Origin of the sequence: Pseudomonas tohonis, from assembly GCF_012767755.2 — a bacterium.
GTDB lineage: Bacteria > Pseudomonadota > Gammaproteobacteria > Pseudomonadales > Pseudomonadaceae > Metapseudomonas > Metapseudomonas tohonis.
The window spans coordinates 1797989-1815602 of record NZ_AP023189.1 but is presented as its reverse complement, the minus strand read 5'-3'; the positions used below and the strand labels follow the sequence as shown (position 1 = coordinate 1815602).

Sequence of the window (17614 nt, the reverse complement as noted above, 5' to 3'; positions counted from 1 at the left end):
CAACGGAATAAACATCGGCCCAGTCACTGCACGGACCTCCGTAACACCCAATGAGTGAACAGCGCTACAGAGTCCAGTCTGATCAGCAGACAAAGTGGGATGAATACCAACAAGAACAGACTGCAGGAGAACACCAGATAGAGCAGCGGCACCGAGACGACAAAGCTGATCAACGGCAGCACGCCCCAGACCACTAGCAAGGAGATCGCACTAGCAACAATTACCTTGGACAGTTCCCCAAACACCGACCTGATCGGCGCCTGCGGCAAGTAAACCCATACAATAATGAAACCGAACGGAAGGAAATACAGGACCTCAACGAGCAGTTTGGCCGCTGGCAGGCCGATATAGCCAAACAACGCAACAGCCACGAATACAGACCCCATCATCGCCAAATGTCCCAGAGAGCCAAACAGCGAAGGCATTTTGGTTTTATGCAGAGCCAAGGAAACACGGCCGTTGATGGTAAAGAGCACAATGCAGGGAATTACCAGCGAGAACACCTGCAAAGCGTGGGCGGTAATCGCGAGGCTCTCGGCCGAGTACTTTCCTCGCCCCAGTAGCACAGAGGTTATTTCTGGTGAGTTGAACGCCATCAATACGCTCAATGGCACCATGACCACCATTGCCACTTTCATGGCAACTGCATAGAGCGCACCCAGCGCATCCATCTGCTCGCTGGCCGCCAGCATAGACAGTCGTGTATTCAGCACTTCGATAACTGGCAAGGCAAGCAGCGCAATTGGCAGGGTGTAAATTTTCTGCGCGAATACCAGTGCGGTCAACTGTCCAGCGGGCAGGCCACTGGCGACATAGTCAAAAAAGAATACCGACATCATGCTAATAATGCTGGCTAGCCAGAAGGGCTGAACCACTCGCAGAAATTCAACCATATCGCTTTTTGCGCCTAGCTGCGGTCTCGGCAAGCAACCGACGGTCTTCATACGCCAGAGTAGAAACGCAAATTGCACGATCCTCGACGCCGCCGCACTGATCGCCAAGCTTTCATAGCCAACGATACTCGCCATCGCCCAAACGCCCAGCACATTGACCGCCGGCTGCAAGACAATGCTTTGCGCTGCGGGAACAAACGCTTCTTTGGCCTGCAATAACACACGCAAGTAGTCGTTCAGCACGGTAAGAGCGAAGACAATCGAAAAATAGCGAAGTATCCGTTCGTTGTCAGCCAACAATTCCAGATTGAATCGGGACACCACAGCGAATAAATGAACAGGGAAAAGCAGAATAATCACCGCCCCGCACACGGAAAGAATCGCCAGATAGAACAGAAAGGCATTGGCAAAAGCACCGGCACGCGCCTGGTCCCCCACGTGCACCAGCCGGATGTACAACGGAAGGAAGACTGCACTGAATACCGTGGTAATCAGCGCGGCAACCACCACCACAAACCCCGAGGCGAAAACAAAAACATCTGTTTGCGCCGTGGCACCAAACATGTAGGCCACAAGCACAAAAGACAGATATGTAAGAATTGAGCCGGCCGCACTGATCGCCAAGTTACCCAAAGCGGCAGAAAACAATGAGCGCTTGGGCAAGTCGCTTGCCGGTGTCATGGCCGCGGCAGCATCTGTTCGAGCGAGGCAAGAAACTTTGAATAGACCGAAGTACTGCTCAGTGTCGTATGGGCAATCTGATAACCCTGCTCAGCGATCTGCTCAAGTTCGTCGGCATGCTGTTGGTAGTAAGCAACCCGTTCCAGCAGATGCTCCAATGTGCCATCATACGCCACATAATGAACCCCAGGAACCATACCGATATCGCGGTACATTGGGTTATCCAATCCAAAATACGCAGCACCACAAGCCATTCCCTCGATAAAGCTGATACCTGGAAGATCGCAGACCTCCTCAGGCACGGCAAACATACGATAGGAATTGAAGAATTCAACAATGTCAGCATTGTAGTAGTTACGTTGCTTAGCTGCGGCCTGCGCACGGGTCACATCAAGATCATCCGAGGAGGTAAGCGCAGACTCCTTCTGCCTCGCCTCATCCAGATCATAGATAAATGAATCGATAAGACTGGAAAGCTCCGCCTGACACTCATATATCTTTCGGCGCATAGGCTGAAGTTCATCCTGACCAAAATACCTCAAAAAGTCAGTGTCTTTCATCTTGTAGGTAATAGAGCCGGTCACACCGAGCCTATTAGTCCGCCGAGAAAACCCCACTCTACGCTGAAAACGTAGCGCCGCCACGAATGGAAGGTGATAAAACTCCCCAGAGACGTCCTTGAAATTACGCATAAAAAACGGAGAATTCTTACGCAAATCATTTTCAGCGACCAACATGTCCGGAGACAATAACTCCAGATTAGCAGCACCAATCTTTGAACAGTACGCATAGTGCGTCATATGGACAATTTTAAAGATATCTAAATCCTTGAAACAATCAGCCAGTTCTCGACAAGCTTTAGCCCCCGACTCATCTTCCGCTGTGAAGGAGCCGTAATGCATAAAAATCACGACGTCCTTATCTCTCAACCCAGACGGAGTAAAGACGAACCTGACACGAGAAAGATCCAGCCTATTTATAACAGCCCAAGCCAACAAATGAAAAGCATCAAAAATATTCCGACACCATCCGCGCAAACCAACACCAAAAAATAGACGCGTAGAAAAATACACACGGGCATCGGAGGCAATCAAATGATCAAGCAGTAACGCATACTTACTAGGAATAACTTCCTTCTTGAGAATTCTCCTTACCGGATTCCTGAACCAAATATCATGATGAGGCTTGAATATCACAACTTTCATTACAGCAAATCCAGCAAGGAAGATTTATTCAAAACAAGAACAAGGAAGCACTAAAAATAGATAACAGCATCATTTATTTCACTAGAAATTCCCTGTTTAATTTCCTCATTATAAATACCAGCCTTTAATATTACCGCAACATTTTTCTTGCCTCGAAGAACTTCTGGAGAAGCAACATTAAGCTCAGTACCATAGAGGCGCTTGCCCTGCTTGCGCGAATCATTATCCAAAAGACTAACCACATTGGAAACATCTAGACCAAAAGCAATTAAATACTGAGAGAATACATGCGCACCAAACAAATAAATCTCACCATCCCACCCCTTTAACTTCTCATTTAACTCAGCAGCAAGCGCTTCATAGTAGCCCACAAACTCCCGATATACCTTGGAATTCTCCGCATACAATTCACCGGAGAGCTCATAGCGCGCAACACTGTCATCACGAACAACGGCATAAAAAATGCTATGACCATCCATAACTTTCTGTTTTTCGAGAACCCGGAAGCCGTATTCTGCCATCAAATACTCAACGTAGGGCTCTGTCAGATAAACCGTGTGCTCAAAGTTTATACAGTTTGTATATTTCCGCTTCAACCACTCAGAAAGATCGGGAACAGAAAACAACATCTTCTGCCCAAGAGGAAGAAACTCTTTGACGGCACGCATAAAACCAGCAGGCTCATACAAGTGCTCAAAGACATGAGAATGCACTAGAACGTCAAATTCCTTGTCAAACTTAAAGCGCTCATCAAAAAAGCCCTTGATAAACTCAGCCCTACACCCATCTGCCGGAGAAGGATTTGGTTCAAGAATTGTCCAAGGAACATCCCCAAAATTTTGATATTCGATAGAAAGAATACCATGAGCACCACCGAATTCGAGTACACCTGTAGGAGAGTACTTCGCAATAAATTTTGCAAACTCTCTATGATGCGCCATCCAAGTGGCGCCTACCGCGCTCGTGGTTGTTTGCGCTTGATACAGCACATCCAAAGGTAATAATTTCTTAAGCTGTATCAGACCCGAGGTTCTGGAAATGGACCACGACATATCTGCCACGAGATCCTGTTCAACAGAATGCTCAACGACCCCCATAAACACCGGAAAATCAGAAAGTGTATGCAGATCTTCTAATTCCGCGCTCCCAGTTACAACATCAACAGTTCGCGTAACCAACTTGATCATTTCTCTAACTCCGCACGAAGCATAGACTTGCCCAACGAATACAGCAGCAGTGTATAAGGATGGTGGTGCAGCGGGGCAATATTCAAGTAAATAAGTGCCGTCAGGACACGAACCTTGCGGACGTCATAGCCATGATTCGCCAGCCACACTTCGAAGTAACGCTCGCAATCAACCAGCGACTGCCGACGATTTACATCAAATGCAATCTGGTCGGTCTGCCAATCGGTATGGTACAGGCCAAGATTAATCAACTCATGATTGATGATCAGACCATGAAGTATCTTTGCCAAATCGTAGTAAACGTCACCGATGGCAAGGTCCCCGCCAAAGTCCTGCCGCCAGTCGAGAAAGACGAATTGTTCCTGCTCCGTCACGATAATGTTTTCAAAATGGAAATCACCGTGGAAGCGCCCCGGTAGCCCTTGCGCCAACCAGTTCCAGTCCACACAGCCCAGCAGATCACGCAGGGCTGGCATTGCTACGCCATTGATGGCCTCGGTACCATCCCCTTTACCGCAGGTGCTGTAGAACAGCTCCACGCGCTCCAGCGTCTTATCTCGATAAAAACGCAGGCAGTTTTCTTCAAACGCGCTTTTTTGCTCAGTGCTGAGCTGTTTGGCAGCCCAAAAACCTTGGCTGAACTCCAGCAACCGATGGAATCGGGGCAGCGTGACCACTTCGGAAAGTACCCGGCCCGTGACCTTGCCGTACCGATACATGTTCTCGCCGAAAGCCGTGATCTGCGGAACATAACCTTGTAGTTCCGCGACCCGTTTGATTCGGTTGGCGATAAACTTCTTGTCATCAGAGAACTTGATCACCGCATCACCAACGAACCAGATGGCCTCATTGGCCTTGTCTAGAATGTTCGGCTCATCCGGCTCGCGAAAATGTTCACGCGCAGCTGCAAGAGCTGGCAGGTTACCCGTGTCATGCCAGGTAAAACGCCGCGCCTTGATGCCGTGTTCGAGCAGCCGCCGCAGCCCGTAGGCCTCACCAGTGTCAATTGCCATGGAACCGCCCTGCTCCATGGCCAGCCAGAAGGCAGCAAAATCCTGAATACCGGCGAGCCCTATATACGGCTTATGGGTAGCAGGCTCACCAATACCCTTTTCACAGATATCAGCTACATCATTACCCTTCAATGCCACGGTGCGGTAGGCGCTGATATCGTCAGCTTCGGCAAAACCCATCCAATTTTCATCGGGCGCAGGAATAGCCTCATCAGTCAGCGTATCGCAGGACATGAAGATGAAGGGTTGCTGCAAGTACTCACGACAGGCAAGCAGACTGAGCCCAAGACCCGAACCAGGCCCCTCAAAAGGCGCAACAACGGCAAAATGGAAGGTCCGCTCCGGATACGCCAGCTCAAGGTACTCCCTGACCAAGTGCCCTTTATGGCCTAGAGCGATAACGAACTCTACATCTTCAGGAAAGCGCTCGATGAGGTGAGACAGCGTCGGGCGGTTAGCAATACTGACCAGCGACTTGTTCAGAAAGCGAGTGAGTTCTCCCAGGCGAGATCCAGTGCCCGCGCATGGTATGCAAACCCGATAACTCATTGCGGAGCACGCTGGTAGTCATCGACCAGACGTACCACATCATCCATTTCTGGAGTGGAAGCTTCGAGGTACACGCTATCCTCAACACCCTCCATGCGATGAATGAGACCAGGCGGAATGGTGATGGTATCACCGGCGCGGTACAGCTTTTCTTCCAGTGCGTCCTGGCTGGTACCCTGAACGATTTTCAGCACACCAGACAGCACATAGATCGTTTCTTTCTTGAAGTTATGGTACTGCAGACTGCAACGGTGACCGGCCCACATGGTCAATTTCTTGACCATGTACTTATCGTTGATTTCGACGACTTCTTCCTTGCCCCAAGGCTTTTCAATAACTTTGTATTCGCTCATGACTCGCTCACTCAAACTTTGTATTGGGCATATTCGGGGTGGAACTCAAAGAACTTGTCGTAGAAGCCTTTGACGTACTGCTGCATCGACCACTGGCTAGGAAAACCGTATTTACGGCGCATCCAACGGCGGCCCTCGGTGACATACAACTGAAGATTCACTTCGTACCCTTCAGTTTTGATCTCGTCCGCATGATCCAACAAATAGGATTCGTTCTCCCCCGCCCACACCTCGGCAGTAATGGCAGCCGCCCAATCGTTGGCGTAAGCCTTAGCAATCAACTCATGCTCCGACCCATAACCACGGAAGTTGCTTCCGTCAAACAGGAAGTTCATCTCATTCGGCTCGTCGGTTTCGCAAATACTCTCAATGAACTGACGGCGCAATAAATAAGCGTTATTATGAATAAACCAAAAATATTTGGTGGTTTCCTGCTTCAGCAACAGACGTTCGCCCCAGCGTTCGGAGCATGGCGAGAGAATACCAATACGCGGCTGCTCCGCAAGAATACGAAGCAGTGGCGCCAGGGTCGGCCCGGCTCGCAACTCTGTGTCGTTGGACAGCAGAAAGAACGCGTCATATTTGGAAAAACGTTTTTCCTTCAGCAACTGGACCAAGCCATAGTTCATACCGCGGCTGTAACGTAGGCCATTCTGCATGACTTCCGGGCTATTGGCGTGCCAGGTGGCATAGCGGCTGAGCTTGTCAGCATCGGAGCCGGCCTCCACAACATAGATATCGGTCAACTCACCATCGTGCTCAAGCAAGTGTTCGTACAACCGATCAGTTACGTCTGGCAGATTGCGATTCAGGATGATGGTTGCGACTGATTTCATGCTGACCTCACCAGACGGAAGCTACGCAGATAGCGCAGGATACTGCTCTTGACCTGCTGCTTGAGGTGTGCGTCCAGATCAATTTGCTTACGAGCCAGTAACTGGCCAGCCTCGGCTTTCAACTCTTTGCACTCAGGTGTCGAGAATACATAGTGTCCGGCAATCAACGAGCGATCACGATCTGTTGCGGTAGTGCCATCAAGCATCCACTTATCCCACTTTTTCGACTCGTAAGCCAGCGCTAGAAAGCGTGTTGCCAGCTCATGAAGTCCATTATCTTCAAGCACACCGACCAGAGCCTTACTCTCTGCCACGCCAAATTCGGGTGCAACATTGGCTGCGTGAATACCCAGACGCGGATGCCATTGCAACGCTTCATCGGAAAGATAATCGGTGTTGTGCTCTTTCATGAAGATGCCATGACGATTGCAGATTTCAATCATCTTCGGCAGCTGAATTTCAGCAGGAATTTCATTGGCCACACGCACGGGTGAATCGAACGACCCCACGTTGCGCATTTCCATTACCCGGGTACCACACTGAATAACCACAAATGCGGGAGGATCAAATTTATTCTTGCGGCAAAACTTGTTTATCTCGTTCAGAGTGTAGTCGAGTTCTTCCTGAGAGTTCGTGCTTCCGCTCTGCTCTTCGGTACCCACTTCAAAAATTATTTCGCGACTATTCTGCTGTGCCTGCGACCAGCAATAATCGTAAAGATCAAAAACGCGATCCAAAACTTCATCAACGTCCGGCTGACCATGGATATCAACACTTGGATCAATATGTAGTATTTGGAAACCGGCAGCAATATCCGAGCGATAGGATGACTTAGCCGACTCCATCGCGCGACGCAAACCTAACTGTGCATCTTTCTCACGGGTATTCTGCCATGGGCCGCCATGATCTCGCGCCAAAAGGATTTTGCCCTTCTTATCTTTGTCTGTGACATAGCGAGCAAACTCTTCAGTAGTCCAGTTATTTACGTAACCACCGCCAAACTCTTCCGAATCGATCTGCCGTCGACTAGCAATCATAAGGATCGGAACCTCGTGCTCATTAGCCAGCTCGATGGTTGCATCAACACAGTTGACACTCATCGGACCAACGCCGAGAAGAGTACAGTGCCTTTTCTGCAAAAAAGATTGCAAGCGCTGATGAATCATACGGTCCACTCTCCAGAGAGTTTCTGCTGAGCGTTAGGCAACTGCTCAGGGTTGAAAGGGGTAAAGAATTTTTCCAAGAGATGTAGTGCTGCCTCAGCAACGGCACGATCACCACCTGATCGCTCAGTGATGTAGGACGCATATGCTTTGGCATTTTTATCCGCATTTGCTGGCGCAATGCTGTAACCGACTTTCGCCATCACATAATGGTCGAAAATGCCGTCCCCCATGTATATAACAGACTCAAGGGGATAGCGCTCGGCGATCCACTCAGCACGACGCACCGTGCTAACGATATCTAGCTCAAACCCCATATCATCAACAATACGTTTTTTACTAATTGGATAGCCTTTTTTGTCTCCAGTGACAAATCGAATATCCACGAAATTTCTAAGCAACGACAAACCGTCATTATCATCCGGGCCAAATATCTTCATGACTTTACCCTCGGCAGTGTATAAAAAATGCCCAGTAGTCATTACACCATCAACATCAAGAATAAAGATTTTTTTTTCAGGAAACTTAAGCTCGTTACCCATATAAACCCTACCTCAACAGCACAATAACATATTGTTCGTACGAGAGACTCATTACACCTAACAGCCCTACCGAATACTATCGCCCCAAAACTCAATAATGAACAGCGGCACGTTATCCTCGCCCATATTCATCATCATAACGGACAATGTCGTCCTCTCCGAGGTAGTTCCCGGACTGTACCTCAATAACTTCTAGAGGTGTTGAGCCAGTATTGGCGAGGCGATGCACTTCTCCTAGTGGAATGTATGTGCTCTGATTTTCAGTGAGCAGCAGTGTTTCACTACCCCGGGTAATTTCCGCGGTGCCCTGCACGACAATCCAGTGCTCAGCTCGATGATGATGCTTTTGCAAGCTGAGGCTCGCCTTGGGGTTGACCTGAATTCGTTTGACCTTGAATCGTCTACCCTCATCGATGCTGTCATACCAACCCCAAGGGCGATGAACCTTGCGATGAAGAGTATGCTCCTCACGAGACTGCTCATTAAGCAGGCTCACTATCTGCTTAACGTCCTGACAGCGACTTCTGTCTGCAACCAGAACGGCATCCGCTGTTTCGATGACCACGAGGTTATCAACGCCGGACAGTGCAACAAGACGGCTGCTGGCATGAACGAGCGAATTACCGCTTTCGGTTATTAGTACATCGCCGTAAAGAGCATTACCCTTATCATCTTTGGGAGAAACGCTCCATACGGCATCCCAGGCGCCCAGGTCACTCCAACCAGCATCCAGTTGTAGCATCTTGATGGATAGAGCACTTCCTGGGCACTTCTCCATCACGGCATAATCAATTGATTCACTTGGAATAGCCATAAAAGCTTGTTTATCAGGCCGAATGAAAGAGCCATCAATTCGCTTGCCTGCCCAGCTCTTAACGCTAGCCTGAAGAATATCCGGCCGAAAGTTCTCCAAGGCTGCAAGCCACACCGAGGCCTTGAGTACGAATAAGCCTGCATTCCAGTAGTAACCACCCTCATCGAGGTAGGCTTGGGCAGTACCCCGGTCGGGCTTCTCTACGAAACGCTCAACGGCACCAACTGCCGCGCTGTCAGAAGCCACCTTGATATAGCCATAGCCTGTTTCAGGCCTGTCAGGCTTAATGCCAAGAATGACAATGTTGCCTTCAGTCGCAGATTCGACCGCCCGATGCATCACAGCACGAAAGGCCTCGCCGTCAGTGATAGCTTGGTCTGCCGGGGTAACTACCAGCACTGGATCTGTGCCCGCATCGCGCGCAGCTAAAGCAGCCAGAGTCAGGGCCGGTGCGGTATTACGGCCTACCGGTTCTAGCAGAAATGTTGCATTGTCGACCCCAAGCTCCCTGAGTTGCTCTTGGGCCAAAAAGCGGTGGTCTTCATTGCACACGATGTAGGGTGAAGCAATCGCATTATTTGCCCCGCTACCACCCAAGCGCTTGATGGACTGCTGGAACAGACTGTCATTGCCCACCAAACATAGGAACTGCTTTGGAAATCCTGAACGGGACAAGGGCCATAAACGCGTACCTGATCCGCCGCACAGCACTACTGGTTGAATGGGGCTGGTTGTCATAATGAAACGCTGAACCTGTATTATGTATTTTATATAAGCAGTGACAAGCCGGCTTGTTTTCGACTCAATCAAACTCTAACTAGAGAGACAAAGCCCCAGATTTACTAGGCCCCTGCAAAAAGGACTGGCAAAGCCCCTGTCTTCTCATCAATACCCGGCAACAGAATATCCACATCACTCCCCTTACCAACTTAGCGCTCTCGAAATGCATCAGTCAAAGCATATAGAACCTTCTTTCACCATGCACCATACGAATTTCATTCAGTAATGCATTCATACAACTGACAAACCTTTCTAGCCCTGACCGATCGGCGTGATCGGAATAGTCCCTTATGGTATGCGTCTGAGCCCGGATGTCATAGCGCTGCCCGTCAAGCCCAACATAGCCACTATGAGGACTACAGCACTGGACTTGTCGCCCAGAGAGGCCATCCGCCTAGAAGCCAACGAAGAGCACATCATGCCGCACATAACCGAACATAGCGTTAAGGTAGTTGACAATATGCCCACTGGAGCACATGCCGCTGCCAGCAACGACGATAGCCAGCTGAGCGGCTTGCTTCGCAAAACGAATGGCCAGCGGGGAGTTTGAGCCTTTTCCAAACGCAGCCAAAACCGAGCTTGAAAGCATCTCCAAGTAAGATGGACAACAACTTGGCCGATGGCTCACTGCTTTGAAACCAGTTGCAAGGAGATCGGGTATGCCTCCAACGTGGTCGATGTGAATATGAGTCGCGACCAGAGCCCTAACCGAGCCTACTAGCCCTGCCCGACCTTCAGGAGAGGCTTCGGCACCTTGAAAAAGGCCACAGTCCATGACCAGCGCATACTCATCATCTATCTGTGACTGATTATAGAAGCCCGTCACGCCTGTTACGGAGCCGTGATGAACGATGGAGGGTAGTTGCACGAGTCAATCCTTTAATGCTAGCTATCATAAAGGGACTCAGCCCAGCAATGCGAACGAGAGAGTGACAGCTGGCTTTATTGACTAATGACTTGCAGCAGATTACTCAGTTAAAGCGCTCATATTTTGCAACTACACATGACTTCGCAAATATGGCAAAAGAATGACGCCAGATGGCCGCCCAACCAGGAGAATCACTCCTGCGAGAAGACCAAAGCGGTGTCAATCTTCCTCATTTACCCGATCCCGCAACTCCTTACCAGGCTTGAAGTGCGGTACGAACTTCCCATCCAGACGAACAGACTCGCCGGTCTTAGGATTGCGCCCCGTGCGAGGCGCACGAAAATGCAGGGAGAAGCTGCCAAATCCGCGTATCTCGATACGATCCCCCGTGGCCAGTGCCTGGGACATCTGCTCGAGCATGGTCTTGATGGCAAGCTCTACATCTTTCGAGGAAAGCTGGCCTTGGTGGGTAACGATTCGTTCGATCAACTCCGACTTGGTCATGGTTTTCCCTTCTATATCAAGCGGCTAGATCAGCTCTACGCGGTTTTAGCATGACCACGAAGCTTTGAACAGCCCCAATAACCAAGGGTAAAACTCGGGCAACAAAAAGGGCGGCCTAAGCCGCCCTTTTTGATGAAGGAATCAGGACTTAGCCCTGGTTCTCCATCTGAGCGCGGATCAGATCACCAATGGTGGTCGGGCCGGTGCTCTCGGATTCCTGCTTGCGCAGTTCCTTCATTGCGTCTTTCTCGTCATCCACGTCTTTCGACTTGATGGACAGGCTGATGACGCGGCTCTTACGGTCGATGCTGATGATCTTGGCTTCGACTTCTTCGCCTTCCTTCAGCACGTTGCGCGCGTCTTCAACGCGGTCACGGCTGATTTCGGAGGCCTTCAGGATGCCTTCGATATCGTCGCCCAGGGTGATCACAGCGCCCTTGGCATCAACTTCCTTGACGGTACCGCGCACGATGGTGCCCTTCTCGTTCAGGGAGGCGTAGTTGGAGAACGGATCGTCTTCCAGCTGCTTGATACCCAGGGAGATGCGCTCGCGCTCCGGATCTACGGACAGGATGACGGTATCCAGTTCGTCGCCCTTCTTGAAACGACGTACGGCTTCTTCGCCAACTTCGTTCCAAGAGATATCGGACAGGTGAACCAGGCCGTCGATGCCGCCTTCCAGACCAATGAAGATACCGAAATCGGTGATCGACTTGATGGTGCCGGAGATCTTGTCGCCTTTATTGAAGCGACCGGAGAAGTCTTCCCACGGGTTGGACTTGCACTGCTTGATGCCCAGGGAGATACGACGACGCTCTTCGTCGATGTCGAGAACCTGAACTTCCACTTCGTCGCCAACCTGAACGACTTTGGACGGGTGGATGTTCTTGTTGGTCCAATCCATCTCGGAAACGTGCACCAGGCCTTCCACGCCTTCTTCCAGCTCTGCAAAGCAGCCGTAGTCGGTCAGGTTGGTAACGCGCGCGGTTACGCGGGTGCCTTCCGGGTAGCGAGCCTTGATGGCAACCCACGGGTCTTCGCCCAGTTGCTTCAGACCCAGGGAGACGCGGTTGCGCTCGCGGTCGAACTTCAGGACCTTGACGTCGATCTCGTCGCCAACATTGACGATCTCGGACGGGTGCTTGATGCGCTTCCAAGCCATGTCGGTGATGTGCAGCAGGCCGTCTACGCCGCCCAGGTCAACGAATGCGCCGTAGTCGGTGAGGTTCTTGACGATACCTTTGACTTGCTGGCCTTCCTGCAGGGATTCCAGCAGAGCTTCGCGCTCGGCACTGTTCTCGGCTTCCAAGACGCTGCGGCGGGAAACGACAACGTTGTTGCGCTTCTGGTCGAGCTTGATGACCTTGAACTCGAGCTCTTTGCCTTCCAGGTGAGTGGTGTCGCGCACGGGGCGCACATCCACCAGGGAGCCCGGCAGGAACGCGCGGATGCCGCTGACGTCGACGGTGAAACCGCCTTTGACCTTGCCGTTGATAACGCCCTTGACCACTTCTTCAGCAGCGAAAGCAGCTTCCAGAACAATCCAGCACTCGGCGCGCTTGGCCTTCTCGCGGGACAGCTTGGTTTCACCGAAGCCATCTTCTACCGCGTCCAGCGCAACGTGAACTTCGTCACCCACGCTGATGGTCAGCTCGCCCTGTTCGTTGTAGAACTGCTCGACCGGGATGACGCCCTCGGACTTGAGGCCAGCATGCACGGTGACCCAGTCACCGTCGATGTCGACCACGATGCCGGTGATGATGGCACCCGGCTGCATGTCGAGGGATTTCAGGCTTTCTTCAAAAAGTTCTGCGAAGCTTTCGCTCATGATCATACCTGTAGTCAAAGGCCACTAAAGGCCCTATTCCGCACTACCAGCAAATGCGGTCAAGTCAGTGATTAAAGGTGGAGGGGACGTCAACTGGTATCCCGTTCCACCCCTGTGGCACCACGCCCAGTCGGATGACCGGCAATGAGGCACTTCCTTTCGGAATCAGAACCGGCGTGACGCTCCCATTAGAGAAATCACGCCGACATAAGGGCTGGAATGTTAGCAATGGGGCTAGCGGCCGTCAATTGCCCCGCCCCGGCACTCCGGGCAGATCCGCCCGACGGAGCCGACTCGGAAAACAGAAGCGCCGCGTCCAAGGAGCGCGACGTCGCTGGAATGCGGCCGCGATCAGTCATCCAGCCCCAGCGCGGCAAAGGCTTCGAGAATGCGCTCCAGCACTTCGTCGATGCTCAGGTGGGTGGAGTCGAGAATCAGGGCATCCGGCGCGGGCTTCAGCGGCGCTACGGAACGCTGGGTGTCGCGCTCGTCACGCTCGATGATCTCGGTCAGCAGGGAGGCCATCTCGACCTCCATGCCCTTGCCCTTCAACTGCAGATAGCGCCGACGTGCACGCTCCTCCGCGGTAGCGGTGAGGAAGATCTTCAGCGGTGCATCCGGAAAGACCACCGTTCCCATGTCCCGACCATCAGCGACCAGCCCGGGCGCCTCCTGGAAGGCACGCTGACGCTGCAGCAAGGCATCGCGCACCGCCGGCAGGGCAGCGACCTGCGAGGCGCCCGCTCCTACCGTCTCGGTGCGGATGACGTCGGAAACATCCTCACCCTCGAGGATGATCCGCTGGACGCCACCCGCATTGGAGAGGAACTGCACATCGAGATGGGCCGCCAGGACCTTCAGCGACTCCTCGTTGGTCAGGTCGACACCGTGGTTACGCGCCGCGAAGGCCAGCAGCCGATACAGCGCACCGGAATCCAGCAGGTTCCAGCCAAGACGCTTGGCCAGCAGGCCCGCGACCGTGCCCTTGCCCGAGCCACCCGGGCCGTCGATGGCGATGACCGGCGCTGCAGTACTCATCACTTGCCCTCTTCGGCGACTTGGATGCCGACCTGCGCCGCCAGCCCGAGGAAGTTCGGGAAGGAGGTCGCGACGTTGGCGCAATCGTGGATACGGATCGCACCGCCGGCACGCAGCGAAGCGACGCTGAAGGACATGGCGATGCGATGGTCGCCATGGCTCCACACCTCACCCCCGCCGAACGCACCACCGTCGATGATGATGCCGTCCGGGGTCGGCTCGGCCTTCACGCCCAGCGCTACCAGCCCGTCGGCCATCACCTGGATGCGGTCCGACTCCTTGACCCGCAGCTCTTCCGCGCCACGCAGGACGGTGCGCCCTTCGGCGCAGGCGGCAGCGACGAACAGCACCGGGAACTCGTCGATGGCCAGCGGAACCAGGTCTTCGGGGATATCGATGCCCTTGAGCTTCGCCGCGCGCACGCGGATATCCGCCACCGGCTCGCCACCGACTTCACGCGGGTTCTCCAGGGTGATATCGGCGCCCATCAGCTTGAGGATATCGATCACGCCGGTACGGGTCGGGTTGATACCCACGTGCTCCAGCAGCAGCTCGGAACCCTCGGCGATGCTCGCTGCCACCAGGAAGAAGGCTGCGGAAGAGATATCCGCCGGCACTTCGATATGAGTGGCGGACAGCTTGTGGCCGCTCTCGACGGTCGCCGTGCTGCCATCGACGGCAACCGGATAACCGAAGCCCTGCAGCATGCGCTCGGTATGGTCGCGGGTCGGAGCCGGCTCGGTCACCGAGGTTTCGCCCGCAGCGTAGAGACCGGCGAGCAACAGGCAGGATTTGACCTGGGCGCTGGCCATCGGCATCTCGTAGCTCATGCCGGTGAGGCGCTGGCCACCACGGATGGTCATCGGCGGACGACCTTCCGGAGCGGTCTCGATCACCGCCCCCATCTCGCGCAACGGCTTGGCCACACGGTTCATCGGGCGCTTGGACAGCGAAGCGTCACCGGTCAGGGTGGTGTCGAACGGCTGGGCAGCGAGCAGCCCGCTGAGCAGGCGCATGGAGGTACCGGAGTTGCCCAGGTACAGCGGCCCGGGCGGCGGCTTCAGGCCATGCAGGCCAACGCCGTGAATGGTCACGCGACCATGGTGGGGGCCTTCGATGACCACCCCCATGTCGCGGAAAGCCTGCAGGGTCGCCAGGGCGTCCTCACCCTCGAGGAAGCCCTCCACCTCGGTCGTGCCCTCGGCCAGGGAGCCGAGCATGATCGAGCGGTGGGAAATGGACTTGTCGCCCGGAACGCGGATACGCCCGGAAAGGCGGCCACCCGGCTGGGCCAGGTAAATCAGGTCGTTATTGTGCATGGCGTCCACATAGGCCCTGCGGGCCAGGATTTTACTGAAATGTTCGCGGGCGACGCGGGCGCGGGTGAACACGCCCAGCAGTTGATGCCCATCCCCTGCGTCGACCGCGTCGCGCAAGGCGTCGAGGTCGCCACGAAATGCGTCCAGCACCCGCAGCACGGCCTCGCGGTTGGCGAGGAAGATGTCGTGCCACATGACCGGATCGCTGCCGGCGATCCGCGTGAAATCACGGAAGCCACCAGCGGCGTAGCGGAATATCTCCAGGTTCTCACTGCGTTTGGCAAGCGAGTCGACCAGCCCGAAAGCCAGCAGGTGCGGCAAATGGCTGGTCGCCGCAAGCACCTCGTCGTGGTGCTCGACCTGCATGTGCTCGACATCGGCCCCCAGCTCGCGCCAGAGCCTGTCGACCAAGGCCAGCGCCTCGGCGTCAGTGGACTCCTGAGGCGTCAGGATCACCTTGTGGCGATAAAAGAGAGCGCCATTGGCCGCCTCCACCCCGCTCTGCTCGGACCCCGCAATAGGATGACCGGGGACGAAGCGAGCCGGCATGCCATCGAAGGCCAGGCGCGCGGCACGCACCACATTGCCCTTGGCGCTGCCGACATCGGTGAGCACGACATCGCCAAGATCAAGCTTCGCCAGCTCAGCCAGCAATCGCTCCATGGCGAGGATAGGCACGGCCAGCTGGATCACCGCCGCCCCCTGACAGGCGGCGGCGAGATCGCTCTCGCAACGGTCGACCACGCCCAGCTCCACGGCCAGGCGGCGCGACTCGGCGTCCAGATCGACACCCACCACTTCATCGAACGCCCCCTTTTCCCGCAGCCCCTTGGCGAAGGAGCCGCCGATCAGGCCGAGCCCGATCACCACGAGGCGCCCGAGCTTAGGAGAGCGCTGTTGCAGCGGCATGACATCAGCCACGGGCGAGCACCTGCCCCAGGACGTCGAGGAAGCGCTGGTTCTCCTCGGGCAGGCCGATGGAGACGCGCAGGAAGTTCGGCATGCCGTAGCCCGCGACCGGGCGCACGATCACGCCTGCCGCCAGCAAGGCCTGGTTGATGCCCGCCGTATCGCGACCGAAATCGATGGCGATGAAGTTGCCACGAGACGGAATCCAGCCCAGGCCCAGCGCGCGGCAACCCGCTTCCAGCTGCGCCATGCCAGCGTCATTGAGGCGGCGGCTCTCGGCCAGGTAGTCGGCGTCCGCCAGCGCGGCGCAGGCGGCGGCCAGGGCCAGGCTGTTGACGTTGAACGGCTGGCGCACGCGGTTCAGGACATCGGCGACACGAGCGGACGAAATCCCGTAGCCGACCCGCAGCGCCGCCAGGCCGAAGGCCTTGGAGAAGGTGCGGGAAACCAGCAGGTTCGGGTAGCGCGACAGGTAGTCGAGGCCGTCGGGCAGCTCGCCACCCGACGCGTATTCGATATAGGCCTCGTCCAGCACCACCAGCACGGTCTCCGGGACCTGGGCGAGGAATTCTTCCAGCGCCTGCGGACCGAACCAGGTGCCGGTCGGGTTGTTCGGGTTGGCGACGAAGACCACGCGGGTCTGCTCGTCGATGGCCGCCAGCATCGCCGGCAGGTCATGCCCCCAGTCCTTGGCCGGCACGACCTTGGCGGTGGCGCCGACAGCCTGGGTGACGATGGGGTACACGGCGAACGCGTGCTGGCTGAACACCGCGTTCAGGCCCGGGGCCAGGTAGGCACGACCGACCAGTTCGAGGATGTCGTTGGAGCCATTGCCGAGGGTCACCTGGTCCGGCTGGACGTCATAACGCTCGGCCAGGCGGCGCTTGAGCTCGAAGCCATTGCCATCCGGGTAGCGGGTGAGATCGGCCAGTTCGGCACGGATGGCCTCGAGAACCTTGGGGCTCGGGCCCAGCGGGTTCTCGTTGCTGGCCAGCTTGACGATGCCGGCCGGGTCGAGGTTCAGCTCACGGGCCAGCTCGTCAACCGGCTTGCCGGGTACGTAGGGCGAAAGTTTCTGCACGCCCGGCTGTGCCAGGGCGAGGAAGTCGCAGCTCATGGGCGCTCCTTGGAA

At 54.7% G+C, this 17614-nt stretch carries 16 protein-coding genes; all 16 read right to left on the bottom strand.

Going from position 1 to position 17614, the window contains the following annotated elements:
• Window positions 1-23 precede the first annotated feature (23 nt).
• Window positions 24-1574, bottom strand: a complete 1551-nt coding sequence (gene murJ, locus HSX14_RS08410; protein ID WP_173177125.1) for a murein biosynthesis integral membrane protein MurJ — start codon at window positions 1572-1574, stop codon at window positions 24-26.
• Window positions 1571-2779 (bottom strand): glycosyltransferase, encoded by a 1209-nt coding sequence (locus tag HSX14_RS08405; protein WP_173177123.1) that lies wholly within the window; start codon window positions 2777-2779, stop codon window positions 1571-1573. The genes murJ and HSX14_RS08405 overlap by 4 nt, the downstream gene beginning before the upstream one ends.
• Before the next feature lie 50 nt (window positions 2780-2829).
• Window positions 2830-3966: a class I SAM-dependent methyltransferase gene (locus HSX14_RS08400; protein ID WP_197970215.1), complete on the bottom strand. Its 1137-nt coding sequence runs from the start codon at window positions 3964-3966 to the stop codon at window positions 2830-2832.
• Entirely contained in the window at window positions 3963-5528 is a 1566-nt protein-coding gene (locus tag HSX14_RS08395) for a phosphotransferase (protein WP_173177121.1), read from the bottom strand. The genes HSX14_RS08400 and HSX14_RS08395 overlap by 4 nt, the downstream gene beginning before the upstream one ends.
• Complete coding sequence (locus HSX14_RS08390) at window positions 5525-5881, bottom strand: cupin domain-containing protein (protein ID WP_107328384.1); 357 nt, start codon at window positions 5879-5881, stop codon at window positions 5525-5527. The genes HSX14_RS08395 and HSX14_RS08390 overlap by 4 nt, the downstream gene beginning before the upstream one ends.
• Before the next feature lie 11 nt (window positions 5882-5892).
• A complete protein-coding gene (locus HSX14_RS08385; protein WP_173177119.1) occupies window positions 5893-6717 on the bottom strand; it encodes a glycosyltransferase family protein in 825 nt (274 codons plus the stop codon).
• The gene (locus tag HSX14_RS08380; protein WP_173177118.1) at window positions 6714-7883 is read right to left on the bottom strand and encodes a class II D-tagatose-bisphosphate aldolase non-catalytic subunit; all 1170 of its coding nucleotides are present in this window, start codon (window positions 7881-7883) and stop codon (window positions 6714-6716) included. Before HSX14_RS08380 ends, HSX14_RS08385 begins: the two co-directional genes overlap by 4 nt.
• Window positions 7880-8422, bottom strand: a complete 543-nt coding sequence (locus tag HSX14_RS08375) for an HAD hydrolase family protein (RefSeq protein ID WP_173177116.1) — start codon at window positions 8420-8422, stop codon at window positions 7880-7882. The genes HSX14_RS08380 and HSX14_RS08375 overlap by 4 nt, the downstream gene beginning before the upstream one ends.
• A 112-nt stretch (window positions 8423-8534) precedes the next feature.
• Window positions 8535-9974, bottom strand: coding sequence for a mannose-1-phosphate guanylyltransferase/mannose-6-phosphate isomerase (locus HSX14_RS08370; protein ID WP_173177114.1), 1440 nt, complete (start codon window positions 9972-9974; stop codon window positions 8535-8537).
• A 214-nt stretch (window positions 9975-10188) separates the two neighbouring features.
• A complete protein-coding gene (locus HSX14_RS31150; RefSeq protein WP_230428052.1) occupies window positions 10189-10308 on the bottom strand; it encodes an MBL fold metallo-hydrolase RNA specificity domain-containing protein in 120 nt (39 codons plus the stop codon).
• Between the two features lie 102 nt (window positions 10309-10410).
• Window positions 10411-10884, bottom strand: coding sequence for an MBL fold metallo-hydrolase (locus HSX14_RS31145; protein ID WP_228723560.1), 474 nt, complete (start codon window positions 10882-10884; stop codon window positions 10411-10413).
• 219 nt (window positions 10885-11103) lie between these two features.
• Window positions 11104-11388: an integration host factor subunit beta gene (ihfB, locus tag HSX14_RS08360; protein ID WP_173177112.1), complete on the bottom strand. Its 285-nt coding sequence runs from the start codon at window positions 11386-11388 to the stop codon at window positions 11104-11106.
• Window positions 11389-11536: 148 nt separating this feature from the next.
• A complete protein-coding gene (gene rpsA, locus HSX14_RS08355) occupies window positions 11537-13216 on the bottom strand; it encodes a 30S ribosomal protein S1 (protein ID WP_173177110.1) in 1680 nt (559 codons plus the stop codon).
• 351 nt (window positions 13217-13567) lie between these two features.
• Window positions 13568-14254, bottom strand: a complete 687-nt coding sequence (cmk, locus tag HSX14_RS08350) for a (d)CMP kinase (protein WP_111259467.1) — start codon at window positions 14252-14254, stop codon at window positions 13568-13570.
• On the bottom strand, window positions 14254-16494 hold the full coding sequence (locus HSX14_RS08345) for a bifunctional prephenate dehydrogenase/3-phosphoshikimate 1-carboxyvinyltransferase (RefSeq protein ID WP_173177109.1): 2241 nt from the start codon (window positions 16492-16494) through the stop codon (window positions 14254-14256). Before HSX14_RS08345 ends, cmk begins: the two co-directional genes overlap by 1 nt.
• Entirely contained in the window at window positions 16487-17599 is a 1113-nt protein-coding gene (hisC, locus tag HSX14_RS08340) for a histidinol-phosphate transaminase (protein WP_173177107.1), read from the bottom strand. Before hisC ends, HSX14_RS08345 begins: the two co-directional genes overlap by 8 nt.
• Window positions 17600-17614: the final 15 nt, after the last annotated feature.

Excerpts from the sequence above, each read along its gene's own strand:
- murJ (WP_173177125.1), bottom strand. The coding sequence starts at position 1,574 with ATGACACCGGCAAGCGACTTGCCCAAGCGCTCATTGTTTTCTGCCGCT.
- ihfB (WP_173177112.1), bottom strand. The coding sequence starts at position 11,388 with ATGACCAAGTCGGAGTTGATCGAACGAATCGTTACCCACCAAGGCCAG.
- hisC (WP_173177107.1), bottom strand. The coding sequence starts at position 17,599 with ATGAGCTGCGACTTCCTCGCCCTGGCACAGCCGGGCGTGCAGAAACTT.
- HSX14_RS08395 (WP_173177121.1), bottom strand. The coding sequence starts at position 5,528 with ATGAGTTATCGGGTTTGCATACCATGCGCGGGCACTGGATCTCGCCTG.
- HSX14_RS08405 (WP_173177123.1), bottom strand. The coding sequence starts at position 2,779 with ATGAAAGTTGTGATATTCAAGCCTCATCATGATATTTGGTTCAGGAAT.
- HSX14_RS08380 (WP_173177118.1), bottom strand. The coding sequence starts at position 7,883 with ATGATTCATCAGCGCTTGCAATCTTTTTTGCAGAAAAGGCACTGTACT.
- HSX14_RS08390 (WP_107328384.1), bottom strand. The coding sequence starts at position 5,881 with ATGAGCGAATACAAAGTTATTGAAAAGCCTTGGGGCAAGGAAGAAGTC.
- HSX14_RS08370 (WP_173177114.1), bottom strand. The coding sequence starts at position 9,974 with ATGACAACCAGCCCCATTCAACCAGTAGTGCTGTGCGGCGGATCAGGT.
- HSX14_RS08375 (WP_173177116.1), bottom strand. The coding sequence starts at position 8,422 with ATGGGTAACGAGCTTAAGTTTCCTGAAAAAAAAATCTTTATTCTTGAT.
- HSX14_RS08385 (WP_173177119.1), bottom strand. The coding sequence starts at position 6,717 with ATGAAATCAGTCGCAACCATCATCCTGAATCGCAATCTGCCAGACGTA.
- HSX14_RS08400 (WP_197970215.1), bottom strand. The coding sequence starts at position 3,966 with ATGATCAAGTTGGTTACGCGAACTGTTGATGTTGTAACTGGGAGCGCG.
- cmk (WP_111259467.1), bottom strand. The coding sequence starts at position 14,254 with ATGAGTACTGCAGCGCCGGTCATCGCCATCGACGGCCCGGGTGGCTCG.
- rpsA (WP_173177110.1), bottom strand. The coding sequence starts at position 13,216 with ATGAGCGAAAGCTTCGCAGAACTTTTTGAAGAAAGCCTGAAATCCCTC.